The sequence below is a fragment of the Streptomyces sp. NTD107 genome, from assembly GCF_059510435.1.
The window spans coordinates 375,697-392,598 of record NZ_JCAJZV010000001.1 but is presented as its reverse complement, the minus strand read 5'-3'; the positions used below and the strand labels follow the sequence as shown (position 1 = coordinate 392,598).

Here is a 16,902-nt window from a genome sequence, read left to right as displayed (position 1 = left end):
CTCAGTCCTCCAGTACCGCGCGCAGGTCCCACAGGGTGCGCCAGGTGGTGGCGCCCCCTTCGGCGCGCCGCCGTACCGCGCCGTCCCAGTACCCGAGCAGCCGGGCGGCGTCGGCGGGATCGTCCTTGCGGACCACACCGAGCAGATGGCCGGGGAGCAGCCGCAGCAGGTCGCGGTCGGCGGGGAAGTAGGCGGCGGCCAGGCCCAGGGCGGTGGCCACCGACACGGCTTCGGCGGTGCTCATCACGGTGGAGGGGCGTTCCACGTCCCAGCCCTCGGCCGTGCGCCCGTCGCGCAGTTCGCGGAAGGCGGTGACCAGGACTTCGAGGACGGCGTCGTCGACTCCGTAGCGGGCGCCGGTGCGTTCGACGGCGGCCCGGGACTGGCGGCGTACCAGTGCGGTCTCGGCGTCGAGGTCGGCGATGGGGCCGATGGTCTCGAAGTTGAAGCGCCGTTTGAGGGCGGCGGACATCTCGGAGACGCCCTTGTCGCGGAGGTTGGCGGTGGCGATGAGGGTGAAGCCGGGGGCGGCGTGCAGTTGGGCGTCGGGGCCGCCGGCGAGTTCGGGTACGGCGACGCGCCGCTCCGACAGCAGGGAGACGAGCGCGTCCTGCACCTCTGGCAGGCAGCGGGTGATCTCCTCGACCCGGGCGACCGCACCGGCGGTCATGGCGGTGAGCACCGGGGAGGGCACCAGGGCGGTGCGGCTGGGGCCCTGGGCCAGCAACAGGGCGTAGTTCCAGCCGTATCTGAGCTGATCCTCGGTGGTGCCGGCGGTGCCCTGGACGGTCAGGGCGCTGGTGCCGCAGACGGCGGCGGCCAGCAGTTCGGAGAGCAGGGACTTGGCGGTGCCGGGCTCGCCGACCAGCAGCAGTCCGCGTTCGCCGGCCAGGGTGATGACGCAGCGTTCCACCAGGGCGCGTTCGCCGACGAACTTCTGCTGGATGGCGAGCCGGCGCGGCACTCCGAGGGGGGTGACGGTGTCGGCGGGCAGGGTGAGGGGCTGCCCGTCGCTGCCCATCACGAAGGTGACGGCGGCGTGCGGAGTGAGCCGCCAGCCGGGCGGGCGGGGGCCGGCGTCGTGCGCGGCCAGGAAGGCGAGTTCGGTGGCGTACTGGTCCTCCGGCGGGATGATCTGCCGGGGTTCGGTGCTCGGTGCGGTGCCGGCGCTGGTCATCGGCGGCCCTTCCTGGTGGCGCGGGTGGTGAGTTCTTCGTAGCCCGGGGCGTCGCCCTCGGTGGTACGGGCCCAGGCGCGCCGGAACAGCGCGGGTACGGAGCCCAGCGGCAGCGGCCGGTTCGGGGCGGAGCCGGCGTACAGGCCGTGCTTCCAGATCTCCATGGGCAGTTGAGGGGCGTCGTGCGGCTGCCAGCCGCCGGGCAGGAACAGGGTGCGGCCGGCCCGCGCCCGCTTGGCCGCCACCACCAGGCCGGTGGCGGCGAGTTCGGCCCGGGCGCGCTTGTTCCTGGCGGGCTTCCAGCCGGTCCAGCGGGTGAGCCGGCGGTCGGTGGGGTCGGGCAGGGCCAGCAGTTGGAGGTAGAGCGCGGCGGCGTCCCGGCTCAGGCCGTGGGTGGCGGCCACCTCGGTGACCACGTCGGGGACGGAGTGCTCGGGGTGCTGGGCGTAGCCGGCCAACGGCAGCGGGTCGCGGCCGGCGGCGGTGGCTTCGGTGAGGCCGTCACGGAGGATGGTGTGCACGGGCCACAGGGCGCTGTGCGCGGTGGAACCGCTGAGCCCGGCCAGCAGGTCGATCGCGGGATCGTCCGGCCCCTTGAGCGCGGCGGTCCGGATCAGGACGGCCTCGCTGGAACCGTAGGAGGGGGCGAGGACGAACACCTCACCGGCCAGGGTGAGGCCGTCGGGGCCCGCGCCGCCCTCCTTGGGCATGCCGTAAGCGGTGCGCAGCGCCGCGGACAGCGGCCTGCCGTCGGGCAGCCAGTTGCTTCCGACGGTGAGCAGCAGCCCCGGATCGGTGAGCCGGTGGCGCAGCGCGGCCAGGGCACCGGGCAGGGCGGCGCGCAGCGGGTCGCCGTACGGCAGGACGTAGGCGAGGTGCAGCAGGGTACGGACGGCTTGGCCGAGGTCTGCCAGGCCGGGGACGGCGGTGGGGTCGTCGGCGGCGACTTCGGTGTACTCGCCGTGCCGCCGGGGGTGGGTGACCAGGCGCTGGCTGGTGGTGCGGCTGAGCCAGGGGGTGTGCCGGGGGTTGAGCACGGCCAGGGTGGGTTCGGCCGCGCCGGAGCCGAGTTGGGTCATGGTGTCCTCGGTGGGCAGCAAGAGGCCACCGAACCGGTGCTGCCACCGCGCCGCTGCCCCGGTGGTGTCGGGGCCGGTGTTCCACAGGCCGGCGAGGCGCTCGGGGAGCAGGGCCGCGACCACCGCCGGGAAGTCGCCGAGGGGGGTGAGTGCGGTCAGCAGTTCGCCCGCCGTCTTGGCGGTGCCCGCCTTGAGGCCGATGGACGCGGCGGTGGCGGCGTCCGGCTCGGCGGGGAGCGCCGCCAGCAGCAGGGCGGCCCGGGCCGGGCCGATCCCGGTGGCGGCGGCGAGCGCGTCGACGGCTTCGGGCCGCCAGGGGGCGGGGCCCCGCTCCCTGGTCAGCCGGACCAGTTCGGCGGCCCGCTCCCCGGTCAGTGCGGCGTCGTGATTCTCCTCTTCGCTGTGGGTGAAGTGGGCGACGGGGCCGAACGTGCCGCGCGGGTCGTGGTCCAGAGCGGTCCAGCAGGCGTGGTCCTGGCCATGGCAGCCCCGCTGCCGGCCGAGGATGACGACGGTGCGCGGGCCGTGCCGGAGCACCTGGCCGGCCCGCTGCTGGTCGCGGCCGGCCGCGCGCAGCTTCAGGGTGCGTACGGTGCCGGGCGCGCCGGTGAGCGGTCCTTCCGCGAGGGCGGACAGCAGCAGCAGGAGTGCTTCGCGCCCGGCTTCGCCGGTGGCGGGGGCGGTGGCGCGGTAGCCGAGGGCGGGCAGGGCGGTCAGCAGCCGGGGCCAGTTTCCGCCGCCGCCCGGAACCGTGGACTCGTCGCTGGTCCAGCCGCCGGTCAGGGTCTCCTTGCGGTGCGGCCTCGGCAGCGGGCGGCCGTCCGCCGGACGGCCGGTGATCACCTGCTGGACGGCGCGGATCTGCTGGAGCGTCAGCCAGGAGCTCTGCGGAAAGTACGCCCCGGAGAGGTCGGCACCGCCTCCGGCGACGGCTCGCACGAGGGTGCGGTCCTCACCGTGCGCGGGCCGGTAGTCCTCGAACATGGCCCGTTCCCGCTGGAGCTCGGCGGGCTGCGGGGGCCTGGTGAAGCGCTCCCGGGAGCGGCCCACCCGTACCGCGCAGGCCGTGATGCCGGCTATGCCACGGCGCAGTTCGGGGTCGGTGACCTGGGGCAGCTCCCGGGCGACGGCCGCGCGCAGGGCCTGGTCGCGCTCGTGGCGCAGCCGCTCCTGCTGTTCGGGGGTGCGGGTGTCGTCGGCACGTGCGGCGCGCTCGGCCCGCTCGCGGTCCTCCAGCGCCGCGCCGATGGCGGCGATCAGCCGGGCGGCATGCTCGTCGGTCAGCCCGCGCAGACCGTGCGAGCCGTGCTCGTCGCGGGGCCGCAGCGCGTGCCAGTGGGCAATGGGCGGCAGCAGCGGGGTGCCGGCGGCGAAGTCGTCGTTGCCGCGCCCCTTCCGGGCCTGCCCCAGGGCTCCGGTGCGCTGCTCGGCGCCGTGGTCGTACAGGGAGACGTGGTCGCCCAGGACGGCGACCACCGGCCGTGCGTCGCCGGGCAGCAGCAGGGAGCCGATGGGCAGCGCGCCGGAGCCGCCCCGGACGCCGGTCAGGACCGTGCTACGGCCGTCCGTGCCGCCGGCCCGTACGTCGCCGGTGGTGGCGTCGTACCGGGTCCACCAGCCGAGCAGGCCGCCACCGGTGCCCAGCGGGGTGTGTTCCAGGCCCGGTGTCATCGGCAGCAGCGTGCAGTTCTGCTCCAGCAGGGCGCCGGGGCCTTCCGCGGCGTCGGCCAGGAAGGCGGGCAGCGAGGCCCGGCCGCCCTCGCCGGTGGCCGGGTCGTACTCGGTCCACATCGCGCGGTTGCGGTGGGAGAGCCGCCAGTGGCCGATGCCGTCGCTCATCACGAACCGTTCGGTCGGCAGCCTGGTGTCGCCGGCCCGCAGGGTGCCCGCTCCGGTGGCGGTGCCGCCGCCGGGCAGCGGCACCGAGGTGGGCGCGGGCGCGTGCCGCCAGCCGCCGGACGTGGCGCCGGTGGGGGTGAAGATCTCGGCGGGGCGGGCGGACCAGTACGCGCGGTGCTTGCCGTCCTGTGGCCAGCTGACCAGCAGTTCGCCGTCGGTGTAGTGGAACGCCGGCCGGTGCCAGCTCTCCAGCCGGGCCGGGATGCGCAGTTCGTGGTCCAGCAGGATCCCGTCCGGGCCCACCACCAGGGCCCGCTCCGGGTTGGCCAGGATCAGCGCGGGCCAGGAGGACTCGTCCAGCACGAACCAGCCCTGCTGCCCGGTGGAGCGGCCGGTGGCATCCAGGCGGCGGACCGCCTCCTCCAGGGCGGGCCAGCCGAGTTCGTCGATGATGCCGGCCCGCAGGGTGTGCGCGAGCAGGGGCGGCAGCCGGTGGGCGGCGATCCGGGCCACCGCCTCGGGGTTCACCTCGGCGGCGGCCGTACGGTACGGCAGCAGCACGCTCAGTGCGGCTTCGGCGGCCGGCAGGCCCGGGACCCGGGTGAACTCCTGGGCGCGGTCGGCCAGCCAGTCGTGGAGCACGCGGCGCAGCACGGGATGGGCGCTGATGGTCTCCAGCCGTTGCTGTGCGGCGGTTCGGCCGCCGATACCGCCCACCGCCTCCGACAGCAGGGGGGCGAAGCGGGGGTCGGCGGCGACGGCCGCCAGGTCGCGGCGGCGGTCGGAGGGCTCCTCCAGCCACTGCTCCAGGTCGCGGCCCCAGCCCCCGGACTCTTCGGGGCCGGTCACCGGGATGCCGTGCGCCAGGGCCACGTCGAGCAGTTCCAGATCGGTGCGGCCGTAGCGGCCGGCGGCGGCGATCGTCACGGGCCGGCCGGCCGTGCGCAGCCGCGCCGCCATCCTGCCGACCAGCTCATAGGTGTCGGCGGACCGGCCGGAGCGCTGCCAGTCGCTGCGCAGATGCGCCGCCCAGCGGGAGAGCCAGCCGGCGGCGTCGACGCCCTGTCCGGGGCCGCCGTCCTCCGGCGAGGTCAGCATGGACTGGGCGCCGGCGTCGGCGAGCAGGCTCAGCCACAGCGTGTCGGCGGCGTGGTCGGCCGCCGCCGCCGGGATGAACTCCAGCAGCCGGCGCCCGATGGCCGGTTCGTCCCTGGCCAGTGCGGTGATCGCGTCCCGGTAGGACTGCCAGAAGGTGAGCGGGGCCCGTACGACGGCCGGGGAGGCCAGCAGTTCGGTGAGCAGGGCCCGTTCCTCGGTGTGCTGGTCGAGGCCGGCCGCGCGGATGAGGGAGCGGGCGTCCTGCGGGAGGGAGGCGTACGGGGGCAGGCCGGCGGCGCAGCGTTCCACCGTCAGCTGCCGGAACTGGGCCCAGGCCGCGTCGGCGGGCAGCCGCCCGGTGAGGTCCTTGAGATGTTCCTTGAGCGCCTTGACGGTGAGCGCGCCGGCGAACGCGAACTCCAGGAAGACGGCGCGCTGCCGGGCTTCGTCGATGTCCAGGGAGTGCACCCGCTCGGCGGCCCGGGCCTTGCCGAAGAAGGCCGCCGCGTAGCTGGTGTTGTCGTGGGCGAGGAAAACCCGGGCGGCCTGCTCGTAGAAGGTGGGCAGGAAGTGCGGAGCGGAGCGGTCGAGCCGGGTGCCGAGTTCGTCGAAGCCGTCCTTGGCGGCGCCGGCCCGGGTGGCGGCCATGGCCGCGAGCCGTTCGATGTCCTGGACGAGGGCGAGCGCGTGGTGGCCGTTGGCGGGGTCGTTGACCAGGGCCCAGGCGGGGAAGCCCAGTGTTTCGCGGCGTACCTGGCCCACCGTGGGGGCGTCCGTCTCCCGGGTGAGGCCGAGGAAGTCCAGTGCCAGGTCCTCGGCCGGGCCGAGGGTGCCCGGCACCAGGCGGACGACGGTACGGCCGGCCAGCAGCGGGTGCCGGTAGCCGCGGGCGGTCAGGGTGTCGGTGTCGTCCGCGTACCGGCTGCCGGCGGGCAGGATCGCGCCGGCCTCCAGCAGCGCGGCGGCCCGCCGCTCGGTGGTGGTGGGGGTGGTGGCCTCGGTGCCGCTCATGCCCGCTCCTCACTGCTCTCGATGTCCCGGCCGGCGTAGAGGTCGGCGGCCATGCGCATGCCTTCGGACCAGGCGACCGGTCCGATCTCGCCGAGGGGCAGCGCGGCCCCGTCGGTGGTGGTCCAGCTCAGCGGCCCGGTCTCGGCCTCGTCGTAGCCGGGGTCGCCGAGCCATACCCGGGCCTCGACGGTGCGTCCGTCCTCGAAGACGGGGCAGACCGCCTGGCCGCCGCGTACCCGGTAGCCGTGCGAGACGGCGCGGCCGGCGAGAAACCGGAACTGCCGGTAGACGCCCCCGGCGTAGGTGTCCACGGACCGCGCGCCGGGGTCCTCACCGGTGCGCCGGAACACCTCGCGGTGCAGTTGCCGTACGCCCTGCCGCAGGTCGAGTTCGGTGGCGAAGTCCCGCAGTTCGTCCAGGTCCGCCAGCAGCACCGGGTGCGGCACCCGGATCTGTTGGGGTGTGATGCGGACGCTGTCGCCGTCCAGGTCGACCAGGCCAAGGCCCCGCGCGGGGTCGGCGTCCCGCAGATAGCCGGCCACCTCGCCGCCGTCGTCGGTGATGACGAGGTCGCGCAGCGCCGCCCGCCAGGCGGTGTCCGGCCACAGTGCGACGAGGACGGCGGCGGGCACCGGCAGGGAGCGGATCATCCAGCGCTCCACCGTGGCCAGGCACTCCCGCTCATGCCGGTCCAGCCACTCGGTCAGCTGCCGCAGCCCGATGACCGCCGGGTCGTCCGCGATCTTCGCGGGCACGGACTTCAGCTGCCGGCCCTTCGCGTTGCGGCAGATGACCTTGCCGCCGTCGTCGAGCGCCACCTCATAGGCGCCCGCGCTGATCCACCCCATCGCCGTCCCTCCCCTGTACCTGCCCGAAGGCAGCGTCCGGCCGCCCGGATCGGGCCCGGATCTCCCGGCACGGCCGCACCGTGCCTACGATGATCGAACTGTAGGGGGACCCACTGACAACGCGGGCCGGAGCCGGTCCGCAGCACGGAGGAGCGCCGGATGAGCGAGGCCACGCAGAGCCCGATATCCCCCCTTGGCTGGGGCATTGTGGCGACCGGTTCGATCGCCGCTTCGGTGACCACGGACCTCATGGCGATGCCGGACGCCGAGGTGGTCGCGGTCGGCTCGCGCACCGCGGAGTCGGCGCGGCGGTTCGCGGAGCGCTTCTCGCTGCCGGCGGCGTACGGCAGTTGGCGGGAGCTGGCCGAGGATCCACGGGTGGACGTCGTGTATGTGGCGACCCCGCACAGCGCGCACCACGCGGCGGTGCGTACCGCGCTGCTCGCCGGGAAGCCGGTGCTGTGCGAGAAGCCGTTCACCCTGAACGCGGCCGAGGCGGTCGAGCTGGTGGCGCTGGCCAGGGAGCGTGGCCTCTTCCTGATGGAGGCCATGTGGATGTACTGCAATCCGGCGATCCGCCGGCTGACCGAGCTGGTACGGGACGGGGCGATCGGCGAGATCCGTTCCGTGCACGCCGAGTTCGGTCTGGCCGGGCCGATCCCGCCGGAGCACCGGCTGCGCGATCCGGCGCTCGGCGGCGGGGCGCTGCTGGATCTCGGGGTGTATCCGGTGTCCTTCGCCCAGTTGCTGCTCGGTGAGCCGCAGCACGTCACGGCGTGGGCCCGGATGAGCGGCGGGGTGGACGAGAACACCGGGCTGCTGCTCGGCTACGACAGCGGGGCGCTGGCGGCGCTGACCTGCTCACTGGTGGCTGGCACCGCGAACCGGGCGTCGGTCACCGGCTCGGCGGGCCGGATCGAGCTGCCCGGCGGGTTCTTCTTTCCGGACCGCTTCACCCTGCACCGGGAGGGGGCGCAGCCGCGGGAGTTCGCGGACTTCGGCCCGCATCAGACGTACGCTCATCAGGCGGCGGAGGTGATGCGGGCGCTGCGGGCGGGCGAGACCGAGTCCCCGCTGGTGCCGCTGGAGGGCAGCCTCGCGGTGATGCGGACCCTGGACGCGGCCCGGGAGCGGATCGGGCTGCGTTTTCCGGGGGAATAGCGGGCAGCAGCGGAGCCGGGGGCGGTGGGTCTTGCGCCGCCCCCGGCTCGCGGCGATCCGGTCAGTCCCCGGTCGGGCGGCTCCACTGCCGCTGTACGGCGAGATCGGCCTTGGCCTCGGTCAGTTGCAGGGCGACGGCGGAGGGTGCTGTCCCGCCGCGGGCGTCCCGGGCGGCGAGCGCGCCCGGCACATTGAGGACCGTACGCACCTCCGGGGTCAGCCGTGGTGAGATCTTCGCGAACTGCTCGTCGGTGAGCTGGTCGAGCTCGATGCCCGCCGCCTCACAGACCTTGACGCATTCGCCGGCGCTCTCGTGCGCCTCCCGGAACGGCACCCCCTGCTTGACCAGCCACTCCGCGATGTCGGTGGCCAGCGAGAATCCGGCGGGCGCCAGCTCCTCCATCCGCTCCCGGTGGACGGTGAGGGTGGCCAGCATCCCGGTGAAGGCGGGGAGCAGGATCTCCAGTTGGTCGCAGGAGTCGAAGACCGGCTCCTTGTCCTCCTGGAGGTCCCGGTTGTACGCGAGCGGCAGTGCCTTGAGGGTCGCCAGCAGCCCGGTGAGATTGCCGATCAGCCGCCCGGACTTGCCCCGGGCCAGTTCGGCGATGTCGGGGTTCTTCTTCTGCGGCATGATCGAGGAGCCGGTGGAGAAGGCGTCGTGGAGGGTGACGAAGGAGAACTCCTTCGTGTTCCAGATGATGATCTCCTCGGCGATCCGGGACAGATCGACGCCGATCATCGCCGTGATGAAGGCGAACTCGGCCACGAAGTCCCGGGAGGCGGTGCCGTCGATGGAGTTGGCGACCGAGCCGCCCTCGAATCCGAGGTCGGCCGCCACCGCCTGCGGGTCCAGGCCGAGCGAGGAGCCGGCCAGCGCGCCGGAGCCGTACGGCGAGACGGCGGTGCGCTCGTCCCACTGCCGCAGCCGCTGCGCGTCCCGGGACAGCGCCTGGAAGTGCGCCAGCACATGGTGCGCGAACAGCACCGGCTGGGCGTGCTGAAGGTGGGTGCGGCCGGGCATGGCGACCTGCGGGTGGGCCTCGGCCAGGCCCACCAGGGTCTCCTGGAGGTCGGCGATCAGGCCGCCGATGATCCGGGCGTGGTCGCGCAGATACATCCGGAAGAGGGTGGCGACCTGGTCGTTGCGGGACCGGCCGGCCCGCAGCTTGCCGCCGAGGTCGGGGCCCAGCCGCTCCAGCAGGCCACGCTCCAGGGCGGTGTGCACATCCTCGTCGGCGATGGTGCCGGTGAAGGAGCCGTCGGCGACATCGGCCGCCAGCCGGTCGAGCCCGGTCAGCATGCGCTCCAGCTCATCGCCGGTGAGCAGCCCCGCGCGGTGCAGGACCCGGGCGTGGGCGCGGGATCCGGCGATGTCGTACGGGGCGAGCCGCCAGTCGAAGTGGACGGAGGCGCTGAGCTTCTCCAGAGCGGCGGCCGGGCCGTCGGCGAACCGGCCGCCCCACAGCTTGACGTCGTTGGATGCGGTGTCGGTCACTTTGCCTGGTCCCGTCGTGCGGCGATCTTGCCGGACATGCCGGAGATCTCGATGAAGCCCTTGGACATCGACTGGTCGAGCCCTCCCGAGTGGGCGAGTGCGACGCGCTCGGTCACGGGTCTCTCCTTCGGATGCATACGCTGGCTCGAATAATTATGCATCCCTCCGCATGGCCCGTCAAAACCGTCTCCGCCCGCGCCTGGTGTCGTCGGCAGGTGCACCGGCGGAGCCCCGGGCGCGGCCGTCATACGCTGAACCGGATCACTGCGGTCCGACACCCACGGAGGAAGCCCCCGTGCTCAGTCACCCCCTCGGCGACGGCGCCGAGCTGTGCCCCCTCGAACCCTGGCAGGCGGCGGAGTTCGCCGCGTACGCCGAGCCGATACGCGAGCATCTCACCCCGTGGCTGCCCTGGGCCCACAAGGTCACCGACACCGCGTCGGCCCGGGTCTTCCTCCAGCAGTACGCGGACCGCACAGCCGCCGACGGACCCCGGATCTACGCGATCCGGCTGGACGGCGTCCTGGTGGGCGGAATGATCTTCCACCTCTTCAGCCCCGGGGAGGGCTCCTGCGAGCTGGGCGCCTGGCTGGCCCCGGCGGCCCAGGGCCGGGGACTGGTGACCCGGGCCGCCGAGGTCATGATCGACTGGGCCGTGGAGGTACGCGGTCTGTCCCGGGTGGTCTGGCACGTCAATCCCGCCAACGCGTCCAGCATCGCGGTCGCCGAGCGGCTGGGGATGACGCACGAGGGCACCATGCGCAGCGTGTTCGAAATGGGTGGCGAACGGCAGGATCTGGAGATCTGGGCACTGCTGGCCGATGAATGGCGGCAGCGGGAACGCTGAGCCCGCAGGTCAGCCGCGCGACGGTGGTCCAAGCCGGCGCACGGGAGCGCGCCCGGCGTGAATTCGATCCGGAATGCGCTGTTCCGCCCTGTCCTAAAAGCGGTCAAGCTGACAGCGCCAGGCGTCACCGCCGGGCCGGCCGCCCGCCGGCCCGGCGGAGCCGTCCCCGGTCATCCGTCAGCCGAGGAAATGGAGACCACGTCCATGACCCCCGTCCCCGACCTGGCGTCTGGGCAGCACACCGCCAAGGACACCCTCATCCGTACCCGCGAGCTCCTCGACCCGGCGCTGCGGTCCTGGACCGAGCGGCTGCCCGCGCCCGTGTCCCGGGTCGCCTCGTATCACTTCGGCTGGGTGGACAGCGCGGGCCGGCCCGAGAACGCCCCGCAGGGCAAGGCGCTGCGTCCGGCCCTCGTGCTGACCTGCGCCGAGGCGGTCGGCGGCACCGCGGCCTCGGCCCTGCTGCCGGCCGTCGCGGTGGAGCTGGTGCACAACTTCTCACTGCTCCACGACGACATCCTCGACGGCGACACCACCCGCCGGCACCGGGCGACCGCCTGGACGGTGTTCGGGTCATCCGCCGCACTGCTGGCCGGCGACGCCCTGCTGATCCACGCCGGCCGGGTGCTGTGCGAGGGCCCGCCGCAGCCGCACACCGTCACCGGCATCCGCTGGCTGAGCGAGGCCACCACCCGGCTCATCGAGGGCGAGCAGACCGACATCGGCTTCGAGGAACGCTCCCAGGTGACCCTCGCCGAATGCCTGGCCATGACCGAGCAGAAAACCGCCGCCCTGCTGGCCGTCTCCTGCGCGCTGGGCGCGCTGTGGGGTGGCGGCAGCCTGGAACAGGCGGATCTGCTCCACCGGTTCGGCACCCATCTGGGGATGGCCTTCCAGCTGACGGATGATCTGCTGGGCATCTGGGGCGACCCGGCCGTCACCGGCAAACCGGCCGGCGCCGATCTGATCAGCCGCAAGAAGTCGCTGCCGGTGGTCGCCGCGCTGGATTCGGGCACCCCGGCCGGGGAGCGGCTCGCCGCCCTGTACGCGGACCCGGAGGGCGAGGCCGGCCAGGTCACCGAACTGAGCCGCCTGGTGGCGGAGGCGGGCGGCCGGGCCTGGGCCGAGCGCACCGCCCGCGAGGAGTTGGACAGGGCGCTGGCCGCCCTGCGGTCGGCACGCCCGGCGCCGGAGGCGGCCGAACGCCTCACCGCACTGGCCGAACTCGCCTGCCACCGCGACCGCTGACGCGCCTGCCGGCCGGGGCCGGCACCGCCGCGCCGCGGGCGCCGGACGCGGGCCGGCTCCGGGCACGGCGCGCCGGCTGATCCCGGCCGGGCCCACGGACACCGCCCGGCCGCGGGCCGGGCGGTGTCCGTGGGGCGGGCCTATTCCTGCTGCTTCTGTGCCACCCGCAGCAGATGGTCCGCCAGGGACTGACCACCCACCGGATCGCGGCTGATCAGCAGCAGCGTGTCATCGCCCGCGATGGTGCCCAGAATGTCGTGCACCTCCGCCTGGTCGATGGCGGAGGCCAGGAACTGTGCCGCGCCCGGCGGCGTACGGAGCACCACGAGATTGGCCGATGCCTCGGCCGAGATCAGCAGCTCCCCCGCCAGCCGGGCCATGCGGTCCTCCTTGGCCGACTCCCCCAGCGGCGCCCGCGGGGTGCGGAAGCCGCCCTCGCTGGGCACGGCGTAGATCAGCTCGCCGCCGATGTTGCGGATCTTCACCGCGCCCAGCTCATCGAGGTCCCGGCTGAGCGTCGCCTGGGTGACACTCAGCCCGTCGTCGGCGAGCACCTTCGCCAGCTGACTCTGTGAGCGCACCGGCTGCCGGTTGAGGATGTCGACGATCCTGCGGTGCCGGGCCGTACGGGTCTGCGGTACGGACGGGCCGTTGCCCAGCCGGTCATCGGTCATGCTCCCTCTCCGGGTCGGTCCATCACGATCAGCGGCGGGCCAGTGCCGCCGCCTTCGCTTGCGCGTCCGCCACATCCAGCACCCCGGGCAGGGCACTGACGAATGCCGACACCTCCGCCTCGTCGATGATCAGCGGTGGCGCCAGCCGCACCACGTCGGACGCCACGGCGTTCACCAGAATGCCCGCCTCCTGGGCGGCCTGCTGCACCTGTGCGGCGAGCGGCTCGGTGAGCACGATACCCAGCAGCAGCCCGGCACCCCTGACCCGGTCGACCAGTGGGTGCCCCAACTGCCAGATGCCTTCCCGCAGTCGCTCCCCCATCCGCCGTACCCGGGTCAGCAGTCCTTCGGACTCGATGGTGTCCAGCACGGCCAGCGCCGCCGCGCAGGAGACCGGATTGCCGCCGAAGGTGGAGCCGTGCTGCCCGGGGCCGAACAGCTCTGCGGCCGGGCCGAAGGCGAGCGTGGCACCGATCGGCAGCCCGCCCCCCAGGCCCTTGGCGAGGGTGACGATGTCGGCCTCCACCCCCTGCGCCAGGCCCTCGAACCACTGACCGGTGCGACCGATGCCGGTCTGCACCTCGTCCAGCACCAGCAGTGTGCCGGTGGCACGGGTGATCTCCCGGGCGGCGGCCAGATAGCCGGCCGGCGGCACGATCACCCCGTTCTCGCCCTGCACGGGCTCGATGATGACCAGCGAGGTGTCCCGGGTGACGGCGGCCCGCAGCGCCTCGGCGTCCCCGTACGGCACATGGGTGACGTCGCCGGCCATCGGCTGGAAGCCGCGCTTCTTCGCCGGCTGGCCGGTGAGCGCCAGGGCGCCCATGGTGCGGCCGTGGAAGCCGCCATCGGTGGCCACCATGTGCGGGCGGGCGGTGAGCCGGCCCAGCTTGAAGGCCGCTTCGACGGCCTCGGCCCCGGAGTTGGAGAAGTAGACCCGGCCCGGGCGGCCGGCCAGGGCCAGCAGCCGCTCGGCGAGCGCGACCGGCGGCTCGGCGATGAAGAGGTTGGAGACATGGCCGAGCAGCGCGATCTGGTCGGAGACCGCGCGCACCACAGCCGGGTGCCCGGTGCCCAGGGAGTTCACGGCGATGCCGCCGACAAAGTCCAGATATTCCTTGCCGTCGGCGTCGAACAGCCGGGCACCCTCACCATGGGTGAGCGGGATGCGGGGGGTGCCGTAATTGTCCATCAGGGCGCCCTGCCACCGCCCGATCAGGTCCTGGTTGCTGCTCATGTCGGCTCTCCTTGGTCCGGCACGACCATCGTGCCGATGCCCTCGTCGGTGAAGATCTCCAGCAGGATGGAGTGCTGGACCCGCCCGTCTATGACACGGGCGGTGCGCACCCCGCTGCGTACGGCGTGCAGGCACCCCTCCATCTTGGGCACCATGCCGCTGGCCAGCTCCGGCAGCAGCCGCTCCAGCTCGCTGACGGTCAGCCGGCTGATGACCTCGTCGCTGGCCGGCCAGTCCGCGTACAGGCCCTCGACATCGGTGAGCACCATCAGCGTTTCGGCGCCCAGCGCGGCGGCCAGGGCGGCGGCGGCCGTGTCGGCGTTGACGTTGTAGATGTGGTGGTCGTCCGCGCTGCGGGCGATGGAGGAGATGACGGGGATGCGGCCGTCGGCGAGCAGCGCCTCGATGGCGCCGGTGTCGACGGCGGCGATCTCGCCGACCCGGCCGATGTCCACCCGCTCGCCGTCGATGTCGGCGTAGCGCTTGGTGGCGGTCATGGTGTGGGCGTCCTCACCGGTGAGCCCGACCGCGAGCGGGCCGTGCCGGTTGAGCAGCCCGACGAGCTCGCGCTGCACCTGGCCGGCCAGCACCATGCGGACCACGTCCATGGCCTCGGGGGTGGTGACGCGCAGCCCGGCCTTGAACTCGGATTCCAGGCCGAGGCGGTCGAGGTGGGCGGTGATCTGCGGCCCGCCGCCGTGCACCACCACGGGGCGCAGCCCGGCGTGCCGCAGGAAGACGACGTCCTGTGCGAAGGCCGCCTTGAGGTCCTCGTCGATCATGGCGTTGCCGCCGAACTTGATGACGACGATCTTGCCGTGGTGACGGGTGAGCCAGGGCAGCGCCTCTATGAGGATGCGGGCCTTGGGCTGCGCGGTGTGCTTGCGGGCGGTACGGGTGGGGGTATCGGGCTGGTCGGTCACGATGAGTACGCGCTGTTCTCGTGGACGTAGTCGGCGGTGAGGTCGTTGGTCCAGATGACGGCGGAGGCGTCACCGGCGGCCAGGTCGGCGGTGATGCGGACCTCGCGGAATCGCATGTCGACCAGGTCGCGGTCCTCGCCGACGGAGCCGTCCTTGCAGACCCAGACATCGTTGATGGCGACATTGAGCCGGTCGGGATCGAAGACGGCGGAGGTGGTGCCGATGGCGGAGAGCACCCGCCCCCAGTTGGGGTCCTCGCCGTGGATGGCGCACTTGAGGAGGTTGTTGCGGGCGATGGAGCGGCCCACCTCGACGGCGTCGTCCTCACTCGCGGCGTTGATGACCTCGACCCGGATGTCCTTGGAGGCGCCCTCGGCGTCCCCGACGAGTTGCCGGGCCAGGTCGGCGCAGACCGTGCGGACGGCCTCGGCGAACGCTTCGTGGGCCGGGGTGCTGCCGGAGGCCCCGGAGGCCAGGAGCAGCACGGTGTCGTTGGTGGACATGCAGCCGTCCGAGTCCACCCGGTCGAAGGTGGTGCGGGTGGCGGCGCGCAGGGCCCGGTCCAGCTCCGGGGAGGGCAGGTCGGCGTCGGTGGTGAGCACCACCAGCATGGTGGCGAGCCCGGGGGCGAGCATGCCGGCGCCCTTGGCCATACCGCCCACGGTGAAGCCCTCGCCCTCCACGACGGCGGTCTTGTGCACGCTGTCGGTGGTCTTGATGGCGATGGCGGCCTTCTCGCCGCCGTGCCGGGACAGCGCGGCGACGGCGGTGTCGATGCCGGGCAACAGCGCGTCCATGGGCAGCCGCAGGCCGATCAGCCCGGTGGAGGCGATCGCGATCTCCCCGGCGCTGTGCTCCGCGCCCAGGGCCTGGGCGGCCTTCTCGGCGGTGGCGTGGGTGTCCTGGAAACCGAGCGGGCCGGTGCAGGCGTTGGCGCCGCCGGAGTTGAGGACGACGGCGGAGACCTGGCCGCCCTTGAGCACCTGCTCGGACCACAGCACGGGGGCGGCCTTGACGCGGTTGGAGGTGAAGACTCCGGCAGCCGCGCGGCGCGGGCCCTGGTTGACGACGAGCGCCAGATCCGGGTTGCCGTTCTCCTTGATCCCGGCGGCGATGCCCGCCGCCTGGAATCCCTGCGCTGCCGTCACACTCATGGCGCGACTCCGATCGTCGAAAGTCCCAGCTCCTCGGGGAGGCCGAGGGCGATGTTCATGCTCTGCACCGCGCCGCCGGCGGTGCCCTTGGTGAGGTTGTCGATGGCGCTGATGACGACGATGCGGCCGGCTGCCTCGTCGAGAGCGACCTGGAGCAGCGCGGTGTTGGCCCCGTAGACGGCGGCGGTGGCGGGCCACTGGCCCTCCGGGAGCAGCCGGACGAACGGCTCGCCGGCCAGCGCCTTCTCGTACGCCTCGCGCAGCGCGGTGCCGGTGACCCCCGGCTTCGCCTTGGCCGAGCAGGTGGCGAGGATGCCGCGCGACATGGGGGCGAGGGTGGGGGTGAAGGAGACCGATATCCGGGTGCCGGCCACGGCGGAGAGGTTCTGGATCATCTCCGGAGTGTGCCGGTGCCCGCCGCCGACGCCGTAGGGGCTCATGGAGCCCATGACCTCGCTGCCCAGCAGATGGGGCTTGGCCGCCTTCCCCGCGCCCGAGGTGCCGGTCGCCGCCACGATCACGGCTTCCGGCTCGGCGAGGCCGGCCGCGTAGGCGGGGAAGAGCGCCAGCGACACGGCGGTGGGGTAACAGCCGGGCACCGCGATCCGCCGTGCCCCGCGCAGCGCCTGCCGCGCCCCGGGCAGCTCGGGCAGCCCGTAGGGCCAGGTCCCGGCGTGCGGGCTGCCGTAGAACCGCTCCCAGTCCCCTGGGTCGGCCAGCCGGAAGTCTGCGCCGCAGTCGACGATGAGCGTGTCCTCGCCCAACTCCTCGGCCACGGCGGCGGACTGTCCGTGCGGCAGCGCGAGAAAGACGACATCGTGCCCGGCCAGCGCCTCGGCGGAGGTCGGCTCCAGCACCCGGTCGGCCAGCGGATACAGCTGCGGCTGAAGCCCGCCCAGCCGCTGCCCGGCGTTGGAGTGGCCGGTCAGTGCCCCTATCTCGATCTCCGGATGCCCCAGCAGCAGCCGCAGGATCTCCCCACCGGCATATCCGCTCGCCCCTGCCACCGCAGCACGCATGGCCACCATCGCCTCCTCATCAGCTATGGCATGACTATACGTAGCTCAGCAGTTTTATGCAATCACACGAATGGGGGACACCTGCCCGGCCG

At 73.5% G+C, this 16,902-nt stretch carries 12 protein-coding genes; 3 read left to right on the top strand and 9 right to left on the bottom strand.

Annotation, left to right across the window (positions count from 1 at the left end):
• Position 1: 1 nt before the first annotated feature.
• From AC5WRL_RS01675 to AC5WRL_RS01665, 3 genes are read right to left on the bottom strand one after another with little or no spacing between them, the layout of a single operon-like run.
• Positions 2 to 1,177, bottom strand: a complete 1,176-nt coding sequence (locus tag AC5WRL_RS01675) for an ATP-binding protein (RefSeq protein WP_496086406.1) — start codon at positions 1,175 to 1,177, stop codon at positions 2 to 4.
• Positions 1,174 to 6,204 (bottom strand): hypothetical protein, encoded by a 5,031-nt coding sequence (locus tag AC5WRL_RS01670; RefSeq protein WP_496086405.1) that lies wholly within the window; start codon positions 6,202 to 6,204, stop codon positions 1,174 to 1,176. The genes AC5WRL_RS01675 and AC5WRL_RS01670 overlap by 4 nt, the downstream gene beginning before the upstream one ends.
• The gene (locus AC5WRL_RS01665; protein ID WP_496086404.1) at positions 6,201 to 7,052 is read right to left on the bottom strand and encodes a DUF4132 domain-containing protein; all 852 of its coding nucleotides are present in this window, start codon (positions 7,050 to 7,052) and stop codon (positions 6,201 to 6,203) included. The genes AC5WRL_RS01670 and AC5WRL_RS01665 overlap by 4 nt, the downstream gene beginning before the upstream one ends.
• Positions 7,053 to 7,211: 159 nt before the next feature.
• Here AC5WRL_RS01665 and AC5WRL_RS01660 point away from each other — a divergent pair, with 159 nt between their 5' ends.
• On the top strand, positions 7,212 to 8,213 hold the full coding sequence (locus AC5WRL_RS01660; protein WP_496086403.1) for a Gfo/Idh/MocA family protein: 1,002 nt from the start codon (positions 7,212 to 7,214) through the stop codon (positions 8,211 to 8,213).
• A gap of 61 nt (positions 8,214 to 8,274) precedes the next feature.
• Here the strand turns inward: AC5WRL_RS01660 and argH are convergent, their stop codons facing one another.
• Complete coding sequence (gene argH / locus AC5WRL_RS01655) at positions 8,275 to 9,708, bottom strand: argininosuccinate lyase (protein WP_496086402.1); 1,434 nt, start codon at positions 9,706 to 9,708, stop codon at positions 8,275 to 8,277.
• A gap of 295 nt (positions 9,709 to 10,003) precedes the next feature.
• On the opposite strand from argH, the gene AC5WRL_RS01650 reads away from it, so the two are divergent.
• Together AC5WRL_RS01650 and AC5WRL_RS01645 are read left to right on the top strand one after the other, a co-directional pair.
• Positions 10,004 to 10,555: a GNAT family N-acetyltransferase gene (locus AC5WRL_RS01650; RefSeq protein WP_496086401.1), complete on the top strand. Its 552-nt coding sequence runs from the start codon at positions 10,004 to 10,006 to the stop codon at positions 10,553 to 10,555.
• 204 nt (positions 10,556 to 10,759) lie between these two features.
• Entirely contained in the window at positions 10,760 to 11,803 is a 1,044-nt protein-coding gene (locus tag AC5WRL_RS01645) for a polyprenyl synthetase family protein (RefSeq protein WP_496086400.1), read from the top strand.
• Positions 11,804 to 11,943: 140 nt separating this feature from the next.
• Here AC5WRL_RS01645 and AC5WRL_RS01640 read toward each other — a convergent pair whose 3' ends face one another.
• From AC5WRL_RS01640 to argC, 5 genes are read right to left on the bottom strand one after another with little or no spacing between them, the layout of a single operon-like run.
• Positions 11,944 to 12,477, bottom strand: coding sequence for an arginine repressor (locus AC5WRL_RS01640; RefSeq protein WP_496086399.1), 534 nt, complete (start codon positions 12,475 to 12,477; stop codon positions 11,944 to 11,946).
• Positions 12,478 to 12,505: 28 nt separating this feature from the next.
• Entirely contained in the window at positions 12,506 to 13,714 is a 1,209-nt protein-coding gene (locus tag AC5WRL_RS01635; RefSeq protein ID WP_496086398.1) for an acetylornithine transaminase, read from the bottom strand.
• On the bottom strand, positions 13,711 to 14,637 hold the full coding sequence (gene argB / locus AC5WRL_RS01630) for an acetylglutamate kinase (protein ID WP_496086397.1): 927 nt from the start codon (positions 14,635 to 14,637) through the stop codon (positions 13,711 to 13,713). The genes AC5WRL_RS01635 and argB overlap by 4 nt, the downstream gene beginning before the upstream one ends.
• Positions 14,634 to 15,791, bottom strand: coding sequence for a bifunctional glutamate N-acetyltransferase/amino-acid acetyltransferase ArgJ (gene argJ / locus AC5WRL_RS01625; protein ID WP_496086396.1), 1,158 nt, complete (start codon positions 15,789 to 15,791; stop codon positions 14,634 to 14,636). The genes argB and argJ overlap by 4 nt, the downstream gene beginning before the upstream one ends.
• On the bottom strand, positions 15,788 to 16,816 hold the full coding sequence (argC, locus tag AC5WRL_RS01620) for an N-acetyl-gamma-glutamyl-phosphate reductase (protein ID WP_496086791.1): 1,029 nt from the start codon (positions 16,814 to 16,816) through the stop codon (positions 15,788 to 15,790). The genes argJ and argC overlap by 4 nt, the downstream gene beginning before the upstream one ends.
• Positions 16,817 to 16,902: the final 86 nt, after the last annotated feature.